The organism is Streptomyces sp. cg40, from assembly GCF_050320165.1.
GTDB classification, from domain to species: Bacteria; Actinomycetota; Actinomycetes; order Streptomycetales; family Streptomycetaceae; genus Streptomyces; species Streptomyces hokutonensis.
In genome coordinates this window covers 3,855,726-3,872,674 of sequence record NZ_CP190128.1, presented here as the reverse complement: position 1 = coordinate 3,872,674, position 16,949 = coordinate 3,855,726, and the positions used below count along the sequence as shown (strand labels likewise).

General features: G+C 70.4%; 18 protein-coding genes. 11 read left to right on the top strand and 7 right to left on the bottom strand.

Annotation, left to right across the window (positions count from 1 at the left end; translation table 11 throughout):
* Positions 1–90 precede the first annotated feature (90 nt).
* Positions 91–483: a CBS domain-containing protein gene (locus ACQHII_RS16900; RefSeq protein WP_427920082.1), complete on the bottom strand. Its 393-nt coding sequence runs from the start codon at positions 481–483 to the stop codon at positions 91–93.
* Between the two features lie 194 nt (positions 484–677).
* On the bottom strand, positions 678–1,478 hold the full coding sequence (gene hisN, locus ACQHII_RS16895; RefSeq protein ID WP_019072141.1) for a histidinol-phosphatase: 801 nt from the start codon (positions 1,476–1,478) through the stop codon (positions 678–680).
* A 216-nt stretch (positions 1,479–1,694) separates the two neighbouring features.
* On the opposite strand from hisN, the gene ACQHII_RS16890 reads away from it, so the two are divergent.
* Positions 1,695–2,315, top strand: coding sequence for a TetR/AcrR family transcriptional regulator (locus tag ACQHII_RS16890; RefSeq protein ID WP_427920081.1), 621 nt, complete (start codon positions 1,695–1,697; stop codon positions 2,313–2,315).
* A gap of 4 nt (positions 2,316–2,319) precedes the next feature.
* Here the strand turns inward: ACQHII_RS16890 and ACQHII_RS16885 are convergent, their stop codons facing one another.
* The 4 genes from ACQHII_RS16885 to ACQHII_RS16870 all read right to left on the bottom strand — a co-directional run bounded on the left by ACQHII_RS16885 (position 2,320) and on the right by ACQHII_RS16870 (position 5,898).
* A complete protein-coding gene (locus ACQHII_RS16885; RefSeq protein WP_200710829.1) occupies positions 2,320–2,643 on the bottom strand; it encodes a DMT family transporter in 324 nt (107 codons plus the stop codon).
* 86 nt (positions 2,644–2,729) lie between these two features.
* Positions 2,730–3,740 (bottom strand): ribosome small subunit-dependent GTPase A, encoded by a 1,011-nt coding sequence (gene rsgA, locus ACQHII_RS16880; protein WP_427920080.1) that lies wholly within the window; start codon positions 3,738–3,740, stop codon positions 2,730–2,732.
* Between the two features lie 12 nt (positions 3,741–3,752).
* Entirely contained in the window at positions 3,753–5,075 is a 1,323-nt protein-coding gene (gene aroA / locus ACQHII_RS16875) for a 3-phosphoshikimate 1-carboxyvinyltransferase (RefSeq protein ID WP_427920079.1), read from the bottom strand.
* A 100-nt stretch (positions 5,076–5,175) separates the two neighbouring features.
* Positions 5,176–5,898 carry a M50 family metallopeptidase gene (locus ACQHII_RS16870; RefSeq protein WP_427920078.1) on the bottom strand — a complete coding sequence of 241 codons (723 nt, stop codon included), beginning with the start codon at positions 5,896–5,898 and terminating at the stop codon, positions 5,176–5,178.
* Between the two features lie 50 nt (positions 5,899–5,948).
* Between ACQHII_RS16870 and ACQHII_RS16865 the strand changes: the two genes are divergently transcribed.
* The 10 genes from ACQHII_RS16865 (at position 5,949) to ACQHII_RS16820 (ending at position 15,944) form a co-directional block, all read left to right on the top strand.
* Complete coding sequence (locus tag ACQHII_RS16865) at positions 5,949–6,764, top strand: SOS response-associated peptidase (protein WP_427920077.1); 816 nt, start codon at positions 5,949–5,951, stop codon at positions 6,762–6,764.
* A gap of 1 nt (position 6,765) precedes the next feature.
* A complete protein-coding gene (locus ACQHII_RS16860) occupies positions 6,766–7,392 on the top strand; it encodes an alpha/beta family hydrolase (RefSeq protein ID WP_427920076.1) in 627 nt (208 codons plus the stop codon).
* 236 nt (positions 7,393–7,628) lie between these two features.
* Positions 7,629–8,312, top strand: coding sequence for an RNA polymerase sigma factor SigR (sigR, locus tag ACQHII_RS16855; protein WP_427925332.1), 684 nt, complete (start codon positions 7,629–7,631; stop codon positions 8,310–8,312).
* Complete coding sequence (gene rsrA / locus ACQHII_RS16850) at positions 8,309–8,611, top strand: mycothiol system anti-sigma-R factor (protein WP_019072150.1); 303 nt, start codon at positions 8,309–8,311, stop codon at positions 8,609–8,611. Before sigR ends, rsrA begins: the two co-directional genes overlap by 4 nt.
* 115 nt (positions 8,612–8,726) lie before the next feature.
* On the top strand, positions 8,727–10,034 hold the full coding sequence (locus ACQHII_RS16845) for an HD-GYP domain-containing protein (protein ID WP_427920075.1): 1,308 nt from the start codon (positions 8,727–8,729) through the stop codon (positions 10,032–10,034).
* A gap of 7 nt (positions 10,035–10,041) precedes the next feature.
* Positions 10,042–11,298, top strand: a complete 1,257-nt coding sequence (locus tag ACQHII_RS16840) for an HD-GYP domain-containing protein (protein ID WP_427920074.1) — start codon at positions 10,042–10,044, stop codon at positions 11,296–11,298.
* A 104-nt stretch (positions 11,299–11,402) separates the two neighbouring features.
* Positions 11,403–12,383, top strand: a complete 981-nt coding sequence (locus ACQHII_RS16835; RefSeq protein ID WP_399114702.1) for a tetratricopeptide repeat protein — start codon at positions 11,403–11,405, stop codon at positions 12,381–12,383.
* Between the two features lie 148 nt (positions 12,384–12,531).
* Positions 12,532–13,182: a peptide deformylase gene (gene def, locus ACQHII_RS16830; RefSeq protein WP_019072154.1), complete on the top strand. Its 651-nt coding sequence runs from the start codon at positions 12,532–12,534 to the stop codon at positions 13,180–13,182.
* A gap of 309 nt (positions 13,183–13,491) precedes the next feature.
* On the top strand, positions 13,492–14,577 hold the full coding sequence (gene cyc1 / locus ACQHII_RS16825; RefSeq protein WP_427925331.1) for an epi-isozizaene synthase: 1,086 nt from the start codon (positions 13,492–13,494) through the stop codon (positions 14,575–14,577).
* On the top strand, positions 14,574–15,944 hold the full coding sequence (locus tag ACQHII_RS16820; protein WP_427920073.1) for a cytochrome P450: 1,371 nt from the start codon (positions 14,574–14,576) through the stop codon (positions 15,942–15,944). Before cyc1 ends, ACQHII_RS16820 begins: the two co-directional genes overlap by 4 nt.
* Positions 15,945–15,960: 16 nt before the next feature.
* Here the strand turns inward: ACQHII_RS16820 and ACQHII_RS16815 are convergent, their stop codons facing one another.
* Positions 15,961–16,923 carry a GlxA family transcriptional regulator gene (locus tag ACQHII_RS16815; RefSeq protein WP_427920072.1) on the bottom strand — a complete coding sequence of 321 codons (963 nt, stop codon included), beginning with the start codon at positions 16,921–16,923 and terminating at the stop codon, positions 15,961–15,963.
* Positions 16,924–16,949: the final 26 nt, after the last annotated feature.

Sequence of the window (16,949 nt, the reverse complement as noted above, 5' to 3'; positions counted from 1 at the left end):
CTAACAGCAACGTGACCAGTTCCCGAATAGGTGTGACTTTGGAGGGCTGCCGGACTTGGACTGGATCCAACTATGCGGGCCGGGCGGTTGTCAGGCCGGTACCTGCTGTCGTGCGGGTGCCCAGCAGCGGATGATGTCGCGGACCGAGACGATGCCGGCGGGCTCGGCGCGGTCGAGGACGATGAGATGACGGAAGCCGCCGTGCGCCATCGCGCTCGCCGCGTCCTCCAGCGTCCAGGCCGGGGTGGCGAACACGACGTCGGTGGTGGTGTGGGCGTGGGCGCGCTCGGTGTCCGGGTCCTGGCCCCGGCCGATCGAGTTGAGGATGTCCCGTTCGGTGAGGATCCCGATGCCGCCGGCGTCGGGGTCGAGGACGACGGCCGCGCCGACGTGGCGCGAGGCCATCAGGGCGGCTGCCTGGCGGAGGGTGTGGGCGGGGCCGATGGTGAGAACCACCGTGCTCATGGCGTCGCGGACCAGCATGGGATGAGGCCACCTCCTAGTGGAATCCGGATCGGCGAACGGACCTCGGGTCCGGCGGTCGCCCGGCCGAGGTCTGCTAGTTCCCGGATTCACAAGTTCACAAGTGGGGGGACTCTCAGGGTCGCAGGTAAAGCACGGGTCAACAAGAGGGCGCGCGCGGCCGGTTGGGGGCGTGTGCGGGTGTCTCGTTGTGCTCAGTAGCGCATGTTCAGATACCCCAAAAACTCGTCGTGCAGGATCCCGTTAGATGCCGCCGCGTTGCCGCTGTGGGGGCCCGGGCGGCCGTCGAGGCCTGTGAAGGTGCCGCCGGCCTCGGTGACGATGATCGCGTTGGCGGCCATGTCCCAGAGGGAGAGTTCGGGTTCGGCGCAGATGTCGACCGAGCCCTCGGCGACCATCATGTAGGGCCAGAAGTCGCCGTACGCGCGCGTGCGCCACACCTCGCGGGTCAGGTCGAGGAAGCCGCCGAGGCGGCCCTGGTCCTCCCAGCCGGTGAGCGAGGAGTACGCGAAGGACGCGTCCGTCAGCTTCGAGACCTGGGAGACGCGGAGCCGGGACGCGGAGGACAGGCTGCGCCCGGTGTAGGCGCCGTGCCCCTTCGCGGCCCACCAGCGGCGGCCCAGCGCGGGGGCGGAGACGAGGCCGACGACGGGCTGGTAGCCGCCCTCCGCCGCCTCCGTCAGGGAGATCAGCGTGGCCCACACCGGGACGCCGCGCACGTAGTTCTTCGTGCCGTCGATCGGGTCGATCACCCAGCGGCGGGGGCCGGTGCCCTCGACGCCGTACTCCTCGCCGATGACCGCGTCGCGCGGGCGGGCGCGCTGGAGATGGCCGCGGATGAGTTCCTCGGCGGCCTTGTCCGCCTCACTGACCGGAGTCATGTCCGGCTTGGTCTCGACCTTGAGATCGAGCGCCTTGAACCGGGCGGTCGTCGCGGCGTCGGCGGCGTCCGCCAGGACGTGGGCGAGGCGCAGGTCATCGTGATAGTCGGCCATGCGTGAACCGTATCTTCAGGGGTCGGCGCGGGGCTACAGGGTCCGGTGGGCGAAACGGGAGGTGGGGGACCGCCGCGTCCCTTCCCTGAGCGGCACTCTCCCCCCAACTCCCGCGCGCAATGGCCGAAGTGCGCCCCCCGGCGCAGCCGCGAACCCTTGACAGTGCTCCCGTGCGCGTCAAATCTGGGCGCAGAGCCGCTCGTCCCCGGGAGGCGAATGATGCCTGCAGCGCGGGAATCCCTGTTGGACGCCGCCTATACGGCGCTGGCCCGCAGGCCGTGGTCCACCGTACGGATGGTGGACGTGGCCGCCGCGGCCGGAGTGTCCCGGCAGACGCTGTACAACGAGTTCGGCAGCAAGGAGGGGCTCGCGCGGGCGCTGGTCAGAAGGGAGGCCGACGGGTATCTCGTCGGCGTCGAGCGGGCGCTCGGGAGCACCAGCGACGCCCGGGAGCGGCTGACCGCGACCGCCGAGTGGACCACGTCGGCGGCCCGGGAGAACGCGCTGGTGCGGGCCATGCTCACCGGCTGCTGGAGCGAACGGCTGCCCTCGCCGACCCTGTCCGCGGTGCCGTCCTCCTCCGCCGTACCGGCACAGCGCCGGGCCGACGGGCCGCTGCCCTCGCCCGGCGACTTCGTGGCCGTCGTCCGCGACCGTGCAGTGGCCGCGCTCGCCGGTCCCGGAGCGGTCCGGCCGGACACCGCCGACCTGGCCCGGTCCTGCGAACTCGTCGTGCGCCTCGCGCTGTCCTGCGTGGCGGCGCCACCGGGGGAGGGGGGCGTCGGCGAACTCGTACGGAGTGCGCTGACCCCGGCTCACCGGGCCCTGCTGACCTAGAGGTTCAGTGGGCGGAACCGGACAGCTGGAGTCCGATCACGCCGACGATGACGAAGCTGATCGACACGAGCTTCAGCGTCGACACCAGGTCGCCGAGGAAGACCATGCCGTAGATCGCGGTACCGGCCGCGCCGATGCCGGTCCACACGGCGTAGGCCGGGCCCACGTCGAGCTTCCGCAGCGAGAGGGTGAGGAGACCGAAGCTGCCCAGGGCGAAGGCGCAGAAGGCCACCGTCGGCCACAGGCGCGTGAAGCCGTGGGACAGCTTCAGGCACACGGCGAACCCGGTCTCCAGAATTCCGGCCACGACAACCAGCAGCCACGCCATGTGCTGTCCTCCCGTTTGTCCGGCTCGGTGCGATTATGCACTTACCGAACTCGAGTCCCCACAAACACGCGGTGGTCAGCCGGTGATCAGTCGCCCTCGGTCCGCTCCCGGGTGGCCAGCAGCCGTCGTAGCGAATAGAGCCGCTGTGGGTCGGCGTGGCCGTCGGCCACCCACTGGTCCAGGGCGCAGTCCGGCTCGTCGTGGCTGCACGCGCGCGGACAGTCGACCGTGCCGGGCTCCAGGTCGGGGAAGGCCTTGATCACCCGGGACGGGTCCACGTGGTGCAGGCCGAAGGAACGGACGCCCGGGGTGTCGACGACCCAGCCCGAGTCGTCCGGCAGCGGGATCGCGCGCGCCGAGGTCGTGGTGTGCCGGCCGCGGCCGGTCACGGCGTTGACGATGCCGGTGCTGCGCCGCCGGTCCGAGGAGACCAGCGCGTTCACGAGGGTCGTCTTGCCGACACCGGAGTGTCCGACGAACGCGGTGATCTTGCCGTCCAGCTGCTTGCGGACCCGCTCCACCGCGCTGCCGTTCTCCAGCTCCTCGCGGCTCGTGACGACATAGGGGACGCCCAACGCGCCGTACAGCTCAAGGAGTTGGTCCGGCGGGGCCAGGTCCGACTTCGTCAGCACGAGCAGCGGGTCGAGGCCGCCGTCGTAGGCCGCGACCAGACAGCGGTCGATGAGGCGGGGGCGCGGCTCGGGGTCGGCGAGGGCGGTGACGATGGCGAGCTGGTCGGCGTTGGCGACGACCACGCGCTCGTACGGGTCGTCGTCGTCGGCCGTGCGGCGCAGCACGGAGGTGCGCGGCTCGATGCGGATGATGCGGGCGAGGGTGTCCTTGTCGCCCGACAGGTCACCGATGATGCCGACCCGGTCGCCGACCACCGCCGCCTTCCGGCCCAGTTCGCGGGCCTTGACCGCCATCACGACCCGGTCCTCGACCAGACAGGTCAGGCGGCCCCGGTCGACGGTGAGGACCATGCCCTCGACCGCTTCCTCGTGTTTGGGGCGGATGTTCGTACGAGGCCGGTTGCCCTTGCGGTTCGGGCGCTGGCGGATGTCGTCCTCGTCGGTGTTCTTGCCGTAGCGGCGCATGGCGTGAGTCCCCTACGCCCCGTCGCTCCCGAGCATCCCGGCCCACAGATCGGGGAAGTCCGGAAGTGTCTTCGCGGTCGTCGCCACGTTCTCGATCTGCACGCCCTCGACCGCGAGGCCGATGATCGCCCCGGCCGTCGCCATCCGGTGGTCCTCGTAGGTGTGGAAGATCCCGCCGTGCAGACGGCGCGGGCGGATGTGCAGACCGTCGGCGGTCTCGGTCACGTCGCCGCCCAGCTCGTTGATCTCCTTGGTGAGCGCGGCCAGCCGGTCCGTCTCGTGCAGGCGGAGATGCGAGACGCCCCGGAGCGTGGACGGCGAGTCCGCGAGGGCGGCGACGGCCGCGATGCCGGGGGTCAGTTCACCGACCTCGCTCAGGTCCACGTCGATACCGTGGATCGCACCCGAACCGGTGAACTCCAGCCCGTACTCGGTGAGTTCGCAGGAACCACCCATCTCGGTGAAGATCTCCCGCAGCCGGTCCCCGGGCTGTGTCGTCCGCGCCGGCCAGTCCGGTACGACGACCTTGCCGCCGGCCACCAGCGCCGCCGCGAGGAACGGCTGCGCGTTCGACAGGTCCGGCTCGATCGTCAGGTCCCGGCCGAGCAGCGCGCCCGGGGTCACCCGCCAGACGTTCGGCTCGCCGCCCGACTCCGGGGTGTCCACCTGGGCACCGACCGCGCGCAGCATGTCGACGGTCATGCGGATGTGGGGCATCGAGGGGAGGGAGGAGCCGATGTGGCGGACCTCGACGCCCATGTTGAAGCGGGGGCCCGAGAGCAGGAGCGCCGACACGAACTGCGACGAGGACGACGCGTCGATCTCCACCGGGCCGCCGTCCAGCGCGCCTCCGCCGTGCACGGTCAGGGGCAGCGCGCCCCGGCCGTCGTCATCGATGCGGGCGCCGAGTACGCGCAGCGCGTCGATCACGCCGTTCAGGGGGCGTTCGTACGACCTCGGGTCGCCGTCGAAGCGGATGGGGCCGTCGGCCAGGGCGGCGACCGGGGGGAGGAAGCGCATCACGGTGCCCGCGTTGCCGACGTCCACCGTGGCCGGGCCGTGCAGGCCCGAGGGGATGACCCGCCAGAACTCGCCGGAGCCCTTCTCCGTGCCCACGCCCTCCTCGATGCCCACGCCCATCGCGCGCAGGGCGCCCGCCATCAGGAGGGTGTCGCGGGAGCGGAGGGGGCGGCGGAGCCAGCCCGGTTCGCTCGCGAGGGCGGCGAGGACGAGGGCGCGGTTGGTGACGGACTTGGACCCGGGGACGTGGACCGTCGCGTCGACGGCTCCGCGCGCGTGGGGGGCGGGCCAAAGGGCGGTTTCGTTCGGGGCCATGGGCCCCACTGTATAAGTACGTCGTGTTTCGAGTGCTGCGCCGTTGGGGCTGGTCGCGCAGTTCCCCGCGCCCCTGACGCCTGCCCCCTTCGGGGGCGCGTCATAGCTCCAGCAGCCACCGGCCTCCGCCTATGAGCGAGCACAGCGACACCAGGTGGAACAGGAAGAGCCAAAGCCCCGCCGGTACGTGCGTCAGTCGCGCCAACTGGTCCGCGTCCGAGTCGCCCGCTCCGCCCCTCGACCTCTTCGCCTGGAGCTCGAAAGCCGGACGCACCCCACCCAGCAGCAGGAACCACACCACCGCGTACGCGAACGCCGCCTGCACCTGCGGACCCGTAAGCCAGGACACCAGGAGGAAGGCCGCGCCGCTGAGGATCACCGTGAGGGCGCCGTACGCGTTGCGGATCATCACCAGCATGGCGACCAGCAACAGGGTCGACAGCCACAACAAGAGCGTGATGTGGCCGGCGGCCAGGAGGGCGGCGCCGCCGAGGCCCAGGAGTGGCGGAGCGGTGTAGCCGGCGGCCGCTGTGAGGATCATGCCGAGGCCGTGCGGCTTGCCGCGGCTGACGGTGAGGCCGCTGGTGTCGGAGTGCAGGCGGATGCCGGTGAGCTGGCGGCCGGTGAGGAGGGCCACCAGGCCGTGGCCGCCCTCGTGGGCGATGGTGATGGCGTTGCGGGAGACGCGCCAGAGTCCGTGCGGGACGACCACGGTGAGTGCGGCGACCAGGGTGGCGATCACCACCCACAGATCCGGGTCGGGCTGGCTGCCGAAGACCTCGTCCCAGAGGGCGGGTATCGAGGCGATTGCGGTGCTTTCCATTGGTGGCGGAGGCTCCCGTGGGTGTCGTCGAATCTGGCAGTCTGGCACGTATGTGCGGACGGTATGCAGCTAGTCGTGGGCCCGAGGATCTCGCAGGAGTCTTTGAGATCGAGAAGTGGGAGCCCGAGGAGGTTCTGGCCCCCGACTACAACGTGGCCCCGACCAAAGAGGTCTATGCAGTCCTCGACCGTCCACTTAAGGACGCGGACAGCCCGAAGCCGGTTCGCCAGCTGCGCAAGCTGAAGTGGGGACTCGTGCCGAGCTGGTCGAAGACGCCCGAGGGCGGGGCGCGGATGATCAACGCCCGCGCGGAGACCGTGCACGAGAAGCCGTCGTACCGTCGTGCCTTCGCCTCCCGGCGGTGCATCATCCCCGCCGACGGCTACTACGAGTGGGTCACCGCCAAGGACGAGCGGGAGCTGGAGGTCGAGGGCAAGAAGAAGCGGCAGCGCAAGCAGCCGTACTTCGTGCTGCCCGCCGACGGGTCGGTCTTCGCGATGGCCGGGCTGTACGAGTTCTGGCGGGACCGGACGCTGCCCGACGACCATCCGCTGGCCTGGTGGGTCACCTGCTCGGTAATCACCACCGAGGCGGAGACGACCCCGCTCGCGGTCGCTCCCGCAGACGGGCCGTACGCGCTCGCCGACATCCACCCCCGGATGCCCCTGATGCTCACCCCGGACCGCTGGGACGCCTGGCTCGACCCGGCCCGCACCGACCCCGACGACCTGCGTGAGCTGCTCGCGCCGCCGCCCGCCGGGCTGATGCGCGCCTACCCGGTGTCCACGGCCGTCAGCAATGTCCGCAACAACGGACCGGAGCTGCTGAAGGAGCTGGAGGGGCCCGAGGAGGGCACACTCTTCTAGCGTGACCGAGATCATTGAGACCGACGCGGGGACCGCCCGCATCACCTGGCACCGGGCGAAGCAGGCACGGCTCGTCCTCGCCGTCAGTCATGGGGCCGGCGGTGGCATCGAGGCGCGGGATCTTCAGGCCCTCGCCGCCGCACTTCCCGCGCATGGGGTGACCGTCGCGCTGGTCGAGCAGCCGTGGCGGGTGGCGGGCAAGAAGGTGGCGCCCGCGCCGAAGACGCTGGACGTGGGGTGGCGGGGGATCTGGCAGGCCGTCGCGAAACCCGGGCTGCCGGTGGTCTCCGGGGGCCGTAGCGCGGGCGCTCGCGTGGCCTGCCGTACGGCGACGGAGCTGGGCGCCGCCGCCGTACTCGCCCTGAGCTTCCCGCTGCACCCGCCCGGGAAGCCGGAGAAGTCGCGGGCCGCCGAACTGCTCGGGGCCGGGGTGCCCACGCTCGTCGTGCAGGGCGGCAACGACCCCTTCGGGAAACCGGCCGAGTTCCCGGCGGGCGGCTTCGGGCTGGTCGAGGTGCCGTACGCCGATCATGGGTTCGCGGTGCCGAAGCGGGCGGAGATCGGTCAGGAGGAGGCCCTGGAGATCATCACGGGGCGCGTGGTGGAGTGGACTCGAACACTCGGGTGAAGGGCGGGAATGCCGGGACCCTTACCACTGTTGTGCTGGGCACAGAGAGTCGTAGAAAGGAAGTCCTCCGCATGGGTTCGACCTTCTGCCCGGCCCGTAGCAGCCGCCCTGACCTGGACTGGTCGGTGCTGCACGCGACCAAGGCCACCCCTATTGGGGCGGCGGGCGGACCGGATCGTCGTCTATCCTCCGATTCTGGTGGCATCGGCTTCGGTGCTGCCCGGAATCTTGAGGAGGTGGGTCCGGTTCCCGGTACCGACGCAGGGACCGAACACGGCCAGGCGGAGCAGCCCGAGGGCCAGGGCACGGGCACGGAGTCCACGGCGGAGCGCAGCGCGCGCTTCGAGCGGGACGCGCTCGAATTCCTCGACCAGATGTACTCGGCCGCACTGCGCATGACCCGCAATCCGGCCGACGCCGAGGACCTGGTGCAGGAGACGTACGCCAAGGCGTACGCGTCCTTCCACCAGTTCCGTGAGGGCACCAACCTCAAGGCGTGGCTGTACCGCATCCTCACCAACACGTTCATCAACTCGTACCGCAAGAAGCAGCGCGAGCCCCAGCGCTCCGCGGCCGAGGAGATCGAGGACTGGCAGCTCGCGCGCGCCGAGTCGCACATGTCGACGGGTCTGCGCTCCGCCGAGTCGCAGGCGCTCGACCACCTGCCCGACTCGGATGTGAAGGAAGCCCTCCAGGCCATCCCGGAGGAATTCCGCATCGCCGTGTATCTCGCGGACGTAGAGGGCTTTGCGTACAAGGAGATCGCGGACATCATGGGGACACCCATCGGTACGGTGATGTCCCGGCTGCACCGCGGTCGCCGTCAACTGCGCGGCATGCTCGAGGACTACGCGCGTGACCGCGGACTGGTCCCGGCCGGTGCCGGGGAGTCGAACGAAGCGAAAGGCTCGGGCTCATGAGCTGCGGAGAGCCGCACGAAACGGACTGCAGTGAGGTCCTCGACCATCTCTACGAGTTCCTCGACAGAGAGATGCCGGACGCGGACTGCACCAAGTTCGAGGTGCACTTCGAGGAGTGCTCGCCGTGCCTGGAGAAGTACGGCCTGGAGCAGGCCGTGAAGAAGCTCGTGAAGCGGTGCTGCGGGCAGGACGACGTGCCGACGGACCTCCGCTCCAAGGTGATGGGACGCCTGGAGATGATCCGGTCCGGGCAGGTCGTGCCCGAGCATGATGTGGCGGCTTCTCCGCAGGAGTCCTGAACGGACTGTCGTCACTCGAATGTGCTAATCCGCGGGTGATACGCCCGCGGCCTCCCCCCGCTCGCCCTAGGCTCCTCGGCCTGGACAGGCATGGTCGGGGGGAGGGGCGTCAGCCATGGAGGCGACACCGGCACGGGCACGTGCGTTCGTGGTCTGTGCCGTCCTCGGCGCCCTGCTCTGCCTGCTTCCGCTGCCGGCCGTCCACGCACCCTGGTGGGCGGTCGTGCTGTTGGCGGCCCTCTACGCGGGCTGCGAGCAGATCGCCCGCCGCCGGTTCGCGGGCACCTTCTACCCGGTGCTGCTCGCCGCCGCCTTCCTCCTCCCGCCGCCCGCCGCCGCGCTCGTACCGCTGCCGGGTGCCCTGTTCTCCCACGTCGAGCAGGGCTCACCCCGGCTGCGGCGCAGCTGGCGGGCCGCGCAGCTCGCGCTCGCCGTGTGGACGGCGGGCCGCGTGCACTGGGCGCTGGGCGGCCGGAACGCGGTCGTCGCCTCGGACTTCCCCTACGCCCTGCTGCCCGCTCTCGCCGCCGTCCTCGCCTTCTGCCTGGTCCTGACCGTCCTCGACGGCGGGATTCTCGCGCTCGCGGAACAGGTGCCGCTGCGACGGGCCTGGCAAGGCCTGTTCCTACGATCCCTGGCACCCATCGGCGTGCACGGGCTCGCCGGGCTGATGATGGCCGTGCTCTGGCGCAGCCCCTACGGCCCGGTCGCCGCGCTGCTCGTGCTGCTGCCCATGGGCGTGTCCTGGTGGGTGTTCGCCCAGTACCACCGGGAACACGCGGCCCACCAGGCCACCATCCGCGCCCTCGTCCAGGCCGTCGACATCAAGGACGGGTACACCCGCGGGCACAGCGAGCGGGTCGGACAGGCGTCGATGATGATCGCGCGGGAGCTGGGCATGGACGACTCGCGGGTGGAGGTGCTCCGCTTCGCCGGAATCCTGCACGACGTGGGGAAGTTGGGCGTTCCGACGCGCCTGCTACGCAAGGACGGGCCGCTCACGCCCGAGGAGCGGCGGGTGATCGAACTGCATCCCGAGTACGGCCACGAGATCGTGCGCGGGATCAGCTTCCTGGGGGAGGCCCGGGCGGCCGTCCTGCACCATCACGAACGGCTGGACGGCAGCGGGTATCCCTACGGACTGCTGGGCAGTCAGATCCCGGAGTCCGCGCGGGTGGTCGCCGTCGCCGACGCCTTCGACGCGATGACGTCGACCCGGTCGTACCGGCGGGCCCGGCCGGTGTCCGCCGCGCTGGAGGAGCTGTCGCGCTGTGCCGGAAGTCAGTTCGACCCGTTGATGGTGCGGGCGTTGGTGCGGGCGCTGGGGCGGTGTGGATGGCACCCCTCCGTGACCGCCGACGAAGTCCGGTCCCCCACCCTTCTCCCACCCAGCCCGGCCGTCTCCAGTGGGCTGAGGGGTTGACGTTCACATGCCCCTGCCTCGGCCGCCGTTGATCCTCACCCTCGTCCACGCCTCCGCCCTCCTCCTCGCCACCACCGCCCTCACCCACACCCTCTGGACCGGCCTCGAAGAACGCGGAGTCGCCCTCGCCTTCGGAGTGCTCGTCGCCGTGGGGGAGCTGAGCCGGTGGAACGGGACGACCGGGCTCGGGCTCCGGGAGACCGCCCCGCTCGGCGCCGCCGGCGCCCTCGCCTACGCGCTGCTCGGCGCCGACGCCGGCCGGCCCACCCACCACGGCGCCTTCCAGGTCGTCACCGTGGTCGTCGCCGCCTCCCTCGTCGGCTGTGTGCCGCACATCGCGCGCGGCCGCGGCCGTACCTCCGACCACCTGGCGCGCCGCGTACTGACCGTCGGCTTCGCCGCCGTCTGCTTCCAACCCCTTTACAACCAAGGGGTGTTCGGCCACTGGGGCGGCCCCGCCTACGCCCTCCTGCTGCTCGCACTGCTCGCCCTCACCGCCCTGTGCGACGCCGTGCTCGCCGCCGCGCTCGCCCACTCCCGCACCCGCTGGCCCTTCGGCCCGCTGCTCCGCGACGAACTGCGCGGCATGCTCGGCATCGGGTCCGCGGTCTGCGCGACCGGCGCGGTGATGGCGCTCGCGGTCGCCGTCGTCGGGCTGTGGGCGCTGCCCGTCTTCTCCGTGCCCTTGCTGCTGACCCAGCTGTCCTTCCGGCGGTACGCGGCCGTACGGGACACCTACCGGCAGACCATCACCTCCCTCGCCCGCTCCACCGAGATCGCCGGGTACACCCCGGCCGGGCACGCCCGCCGGGTCGCCGCGCTCTGCCAGGCGGTCGGGCGGGACATGGGACTGTCCGAACCCGACCTCACCGTCCTGGAGTACGCAGCCCTGATGCACGACATCGGCCAGCTCAGCCTCGTCGACCCGGTACCGGCCGGCGCCACCGCCGTACTCCCCGTGGCCGAGCAGCGGCGGATAGCACTGCTCGGCGGGGCCGTCGTACGGCAGACCGGGGTGAGTCCTCAGGTGGCGGCCGTCGTGGAGCGGCAGGCCGACCCGTGCCGGGAGCAGCCCGTCTCCGCGCGGATCGTGCGGGCCGTCAACGCGTACGAGGAGAAAACCCGGGCAGGCGGCCCCGGCGGGCCCCTCCAGGCGCTGGAGGAGCTGCGCCTCGGGACCGCCGGGGACTACGCTCCCGAGGTCGTGGAAGCGCTGGCCCGGGTGCTCTCCCGTGGCTGTCTGACCTTGCCCTCGGCTGGGTAACCCATGGGTAATGAGCGCCCTCCCAGCCGTACGTGGTTGGATGCGAAGAAGAGGGTGTCCGGGGGCAGAGCCAGCCCAACGAACGGAACTGGCAGGCGGGAATCGTGAGGATCTTCGGCAAGGGACGGCACCGGCCCTCCGCCTCCTGGCGGCAGGCCACAGACCGCGCGTTCACGCTGATCGGCGACGGCCGGTACGAGGACGCCGGCGCGCTGCTGACACGTGCCGCCGATCTGGAACCCTGGCTGTCCGAGTCCTGGTTCAACCTCGCCCTGCTGCACAAGTTCCGGCACGACTGGGAGCAGGCCCGGGCGGCCGGGCTCCGCGCGGTCGCGCTGCTGGAGCGGGAGGCCGGCGCACCTGACTGGTGGAACGTGGGCATCGCGGCCACCGCCCTCCAGGACTGGCCGCTGGCCCGGCGGGCCTGGCAGGCGTACGGGCTGCGGGTGCCGGGCGGGGTCACCGCGGCGGGCGAGCCCGCCGGCATGGACCTCGGCAGCGCGGCCGTACGGCTGTCTCCCGAGGGCGAGGCCGAGGTCGTGTGGGGGCGGCGGCTGGATCCGGCGCGGATCGAGGTGCTGTCCATTCCGCTTCCCTCGTCCGGGCGACGCTGGGGCGAGGTCGTGCTGCACGACGGGGTGCCGCACGGTGAGCGGACGACCGCGTCGGGCCATGCGTATCCGGTGTTCGACGAGATCGAGCTGTGGGCGCCGTCGCCCGTGCCGACGTGGGTGGTGCTGCTGGAGGCTGCCGCCGAGGCCGACCGGGATGCGTTGGAGCAGCTGGCGGCCGATGCGGGGTTCGCGGCGGAGGACTGGTCGTCCTCCGTGCGGCTGCTGTGCCGGATGTGTTCGGAGTCGCGGATGCCTTCGGACGAGGGTGACGGGGAGCATCTTGATCCGCACGATCACAGTGAGCCGGGGCATCCTGGGCCGCTGGGGCATCGGACCGACGGGCAACTGTGGGTGCCGGAGCGGGAGTGTGGGCTTGCGGCCCCCGCGTCGCTCGTCCGGGGGTTGTTGGACGGGTGGGTTGCCGACAGCCCGGATTCAAGGGACTGGCGGGACTTGGAAGAGGTCTGCTGAGGACTTCGTTCGGCTGCGGGTCCGTTGTGGCTGGGCGCGCCCACGCGGCGGAGCCGCAGATATGCACAGCCCCGCGCCCCTGAAAAAACTCCACGTACCCTGTATCAGCAACTCACCCCCCTTGGTTTTGAGGAAGGCGTTCGTCGGCATGGCGCAGCAGGACACCGATCAGCAGCACGTGGGCGTGCTTCCCGTGGACGACGAGGGGTTTGTCGTCGACACCGAGGGGACCGAGGAGCGTGAGGCGGCCTGGCGGGAGCGGGGGACCTCGCGGGCGATCACGGTCGTCGGGAACCCGGTGCTGCACAAGGAGTGCGCGGACGTCACCGAGTTCGGCGCGGAGCTGGAGACGCTGGTGGCGGACATGTTCGCCTCGCAGCGCACCGCCGAGGGCGTCGGCCTCGCCGCCAACCAGATCGGCGTCGGTCTGAAGGTCTTCGTCTACGACTGCCAGGACGACGAGGGCAAGCGGCACGTCGGTGTGGTCTGCAACCCGAAACTGGTCGATCTGCCCGCCGACAAGCGGCACCTCGACGAGAGCAACGAGGGGTGTCTGTCCGTGCCGACCGCGTACGCGCCGCTCGCGCGGCCCGACTACGCCGAGGTGACCGGGCAGGACGAGCGGGGCAACCCGATCAAGGTCCGCGGCACCGGCTACTTCGCCCGGTGTTTGCAGCACGAGACCGATCACCTCTACGGCTACCTCTACATCGACCGGCTCTCCAAGCGCGACCGCAAGGACGCGCTGCGGCAGATGGCCGAGAACGAGCCCCGCTACCCCGTGGTCGCCAACGACTGAGTCCCGGGGAGTCCCAAGGAGTCCCAGAAACGATCACAACCCCCTTACGTACGGCGTCTGTTCAGGTGCACCTCCCTGACCAGGCGCCGTTCGCATGTCCGTCGCACATTCGATCGTTTTTGCTCTCGTAGTGATCCAGAATCAGTCACACAAGGATGGATTCTCGGCACTTGGGGGTAGTGAAGGGAGCAAATCCGTTCCCAGAACGGTCAGTTGTGGTGCTGAATGGGAAGTGCGGGGATACGCAACGGCGCACGCCCGGCACAGCGGGAGGGGCGTGTGCAACTGGCGGCTGAGAGGGGTTTGTTCGTGCCTGCTTTCTCGCACAGCACCACAACGGCATCGAGGGCGATCGCCGTTCCACCATCGCTCTCTCTCCCGGTGATCGAGGCGGCGTTTCCCCGGCGACTGCATCCGTATTGGCCGAGGCTCCAGGAGAAGACACGCGTCTGGCTGCTGGAAAAGCGGCTGATGCCGGCGGACAAGGTACGCGAATATGCCGACGGTCTTTGCTACACGGACTTGATGGCCGGGTACTACTTGGGCGCACCGGACGAGGTGCTCCAGGCGATAGCGGACTTCAGCGCGTGGTTCTTCGTCTGGGACGACCGCCATGACCGGGACATCGTGTACGGCCGGCCCGACGCCTGGCGGCGGCTCCGGTTCCGCTTGCACGCCGCACTGGACTCACCGCGCCACCACCTGCTTCACCCGGATCCCCTGGTCGCGGGGTTCGCCGACTGCATGACGCGGATCTACTCGTTCCTCCCCGCCACCTGGAACGCGCGGTTCGCCCGGCACTTCCACGCCGTGATCGAGGCCTACGACCGGGAATTCCGCAATCGCATCGAGGGGACCATTCCCGCGGTCGAGGAATACCTGGCGCTGCGCCGGCTCACTTTCGCGCACTGGATCTGGACCGATCTGCTGGAAGCGGGCGCGGGATGCGAACTCCCGGACCGTGTACGGAAACATCCGGGATATCGGCGGGCGGCACTGCTCAGTCAGGAATTCGCCGCCTGGTACAACGACCTCTGTTCCCTGCCGAAGGAAATAGCGGGCGACGAGGTCCACAATCTCGGAATCAGTCTCATCAAACACGAGAGGCTGACCCTTGAGGACGCGGTCGCCGAAGTGAGGCGCCGGGTCGAGGAATGCATCGCCGATTTCCTCGTCGCGGAACAGGAGGCCTTACTTCTTGCCGGGCGGCTCGACGACGGCACCGTACGCGGAATGGAATTGAGCGCCGCCGTGCGGTCCTGCCTCGGCAATATGCGGAACTGGTTTAGTTCCGTCTACTGGTTCCACCACGAGTCCGGCCGTTACATGGTCGACAGCTGGGACGACCGGTCCACACCCCCGTACGTCAACAACGAAGCGGCAGGTGAGAAATGACCGTCGAGTCTGTGAAGTCCGCGCCCTCCGAGGCGCCGGAACTGCTGGAGCCGCCCGTCGCGGGCGGCGGAGTACCGCTGCTCGGCCACGGCTGGAAACTGGTCCGCGACCCGCTGGCCTTCATGACCCGGCTCCGCGACCACGGTGAGGTCGTACGGCTGCGCCTCGGCCCCAAGACGGTGTACGCCGTCACCGCGCCGGCCCTCACCGGGGCCGTCGCGCTGAGCCCCGACTACATCATCGCGGGCCCGCTGTGGGAGTCCCTGGAGGGCCTGCTCGGCAAGGAGGGGGTGGCCACCGCCAACGGGCCCACCCACCGGCGTCAACGGCGCATCATCCAGCCCGCGTTCCGGCTCGACGCGATACCCGGCTACGGGCCGGTCATCGAGGAGGAGGTGCACGCGCTCACCGAGCGCTGGCGGCACGGCGGGACGATCGACTGCACCTCCGAGGCCTTCCGGGTCGCCGTGCGGATCGCGGCCCGCTGTCTGCTGCGCGGCGACTTCATGGACGAGCGCGCCGAGCGGCTGTGCGCCGCCCTCGCCACCGTCTTCCGGGGCATGTACCGGCGGATGGTCGTCCCGGCCGGACCGCTCTACCGGCTGCCTCTTCCGGCCAACCGCGAATTCGACCGGGCACTGGCCGATTTGCATCTCCTCGTCGACGAGATCGTCGCCGAACGCCGGGCATCTGGTCAAAAGCCGGACGATTTGCTGACCGCGCTGCTGGAGGCGACCGACGAGAATGGCGAGCCGATCGGGGAACAGGAGATCCACGACCAGGTGGTCGCGATCCTCACCCCCGGAAGTGAAACCGTGGCGTCCACGATCATGTCGCTGCTCCAGGTCCTGACCGAACACCCGGAACACACCGACAAGGTATGCGCGGAAGTTGAATCCGTGACGGGCGGACGCCCGGTGGCATTCGACGACGTCCGCGCGCTCACCCACACCAACAATGTCCTCGTCGAGACACTGCGCCTGTGGCCCGCCGTATGGATATTGACGCGGCGGGCGGTCACGGACACCGAACTGGGCGGCTATCGGATTCCGGCCGGGGCCGACATCATCTACAGCCCCTACGCGATCCAGCGCGACCCGCGTTCGTATGCGCACAACCTGGAGTTCGACCCCGACCGCTGGCTTCCGGAACGGTCCAAGGACGTACCGAAGTTCGCCATGAGCCCGTTCAGCGTGGGCAACCGGAAGTGTCCCAGCGACCACTTCTCGATGGCCCTGCTGAGCCTGTTCACGGCGGCGGTGGCGGCGAAGTACCGCTTCGAGCTGGTGTCCGGCTCCTACGACACCACCCGCGTCGGCATCACCCTCCATCCGCACCGGCTGATGCTCAGGCCGATCCCCAGGTGAGACGAGAGGCGTGCGTTCAGGCGGCTTCCGGGCCCCTGAACGTGCGCCGGTAGGCGTTCGGGGTGGTGCCCAGGGCGCGGACGAAATGGTGGCGCAGCGCGGGCGCGGTGCCGAAGCCGGTGCGCCAGGCGATCGCGTCCATCGTCTCGTCCGTCCCCTCCAGCAACTGCTGTGCCAGCAGCACCCGTTGACGCAGGATCCAGCGGTACGGCGTGGTCCCGGTCTCCTGCTGGAAGCGGCGGGCGAACGTACGCGGCGACATATGGGCGCGGGCGGCGAGCTGTTCGACGGTGACCTCCTGGTCGAGGTGCTCCGCCATCCACACCAGCACCTCGCCCACCGTGTCGCACTGCGAGCGCGGCAGCGGCCGCTCGATGTACTGGGCCTGACCGCCGTCGCGGTGCGGCGGTACGACCATCCGCCGCGCGATGGCGTTGGCGACCTCGGGCCCCTGTTCCTTGCGCACGATGTGCAGACAGGCGTCGATACCGGCCGCGGTGCCCGCCGAGGTGATCACCGGGTCCGCGTCGACGTACAGCACGTCCGGTTCTACGGCGATCTTCGGGTACCGCTTCGCCAGCAGCTCCGCGTGGTGCCAGTGCACCGCGCACCGCCGCCCGTCCAGCAGCCCGGCGGCGGCCAGCACGAACACCCCCGAGCAGACGCTGAGCACCCGGGCGCCCCGGTCCACGGCCCGCCGCAGCGCGTCGAGCAGCTCCTGCGGGTACTCCCGCGCGGCGTAGGTCGCTCCGGCCGGTACGGCGATGAGATCCGCGCTCTCCAGCCGCTCGAGCCCGTGCTGGACCGCCAGCGAGAAGCCCGCGTGCGTGGCGAGCGTCGGTCCCTCGGCCGAGGCGACCGCGAAGTCGTAGACCGGCAGGTTCTCGTCGCTGCGGTCGAGGCCGAACACCTCGCAGACGACGCCGAGTTCGAAGGGATGGACTCCGTCGAGCAGGACCACGGCCACGTTCTTCAGCATCGTGCCATTGTGCGCCGGATCTGGCA

What these genes read in the sequence shown, in the direction of transcription:
- ACQHII_RS16900 (WP_427920082.1), bottom strand. Translation starts at nt 483, where the DNA reads ATGCTGGTCCGCGACGCCATGAGCACGGTGGTTCTCACCATCGGCCCC.
- hisN (WP_019072141.1), bottom strand. Translation starts at nt 1,478, where the DNA reads ATGGCCGACTATCACGATGACCTGCGCCTCGCCCACGTCCTGGCGGAC.
- ACQHII_RS16890 (WP_427920081.1), top strand. Translation starts at nt 1,695, where the DNA reads ATGATGCCTGCAGCGCGGGAATCCCTGTTGGACGCCGCCTATACGGCG.
- ACQHII_RS16885 (WP_200710829.1), bottom strand. Translation starts at nt 2,643, where the DNA reads ATGGCGTGGCTGCTGGTTGTCGTGGCCGGAATTCTGGAGACCGGGTTC.
- rsgA (WP_427920080.1), bottom strand. Translation starts at nt 3,740, where the DNA reads ATGCGCCGCTACGGCAAGAACACCGACGAGGACGACATCCGCCAGCGC.
- aroA (WP_427920079.1), bottom strand. Translation starts at nt 5,075, where the DNA reads ATGGCCCCGAACGAAACCGCCCTTTGGCCCGCCCCCCACGCGCGCGGA.
- ACQHII_RS16870 (WP_427920078.1), bottom strand. Translation starts at nt 5,898, where the DNA reads ATGGAAAGCACCGCAATCGCCTCGATACCCGCCCTCTGGGACGAGGTC.
- ACQHII_RS16865 (WP_427920077.1), top strand. Translation starts at nt 5,949, where the DNA reads ATGTGCGGACGGTATGCAGCTAGTCGTGGGCCCGAGGATCTCGCAGGA.
- rsrA (WP_019072150.1), top strand. Translation starts at nt 8,309, where the DNA reads ATGAGCTGCGGAGAGCCGCACGAAACGGACTGCAGTGAGGTCCTCGAC.
- ACQHII_RS16845 (WP_427920075.1), top strand. Translation starts at nt 8,727, where the DNA reads ATGGAGGCGACACCGGCACGGGCACGTGCGTTCGTGGTCTGTGCCGTC.
- ACQHII_RS16840 (WP_427920074.1), top strand. Translation starts at nt 10,042, where the DNA reads ATGCCCCTGCCTCGGCCGCCGTTGATCCTCACCCTCGTCCACGCCTCC.
- def (WP_019072154.1), top strand. Translation starts at nt 12,532, where the DNA reads ATGGCGCAGCAGGACACCGATCAGCAGCACGTGGGCGTGCTTCCCGTG.
- ACQHII_RS16820 (WP_427920073.1), top strand. Translation starts at nt 14,574, where the DNA reads ATGACCGTCGAGTCTGTGAAGTCCGCGCCCTCCGAGGCGCCGGAACTG.
- ACQHII_RS16815 (WP_427920072.1), bottom strand. Translation starts at nt 16,923, where the DNA reads ATGCTGAAGAACGTGGCCGTGGTCCTGCTCGACGGAGTCCATCCCTTC.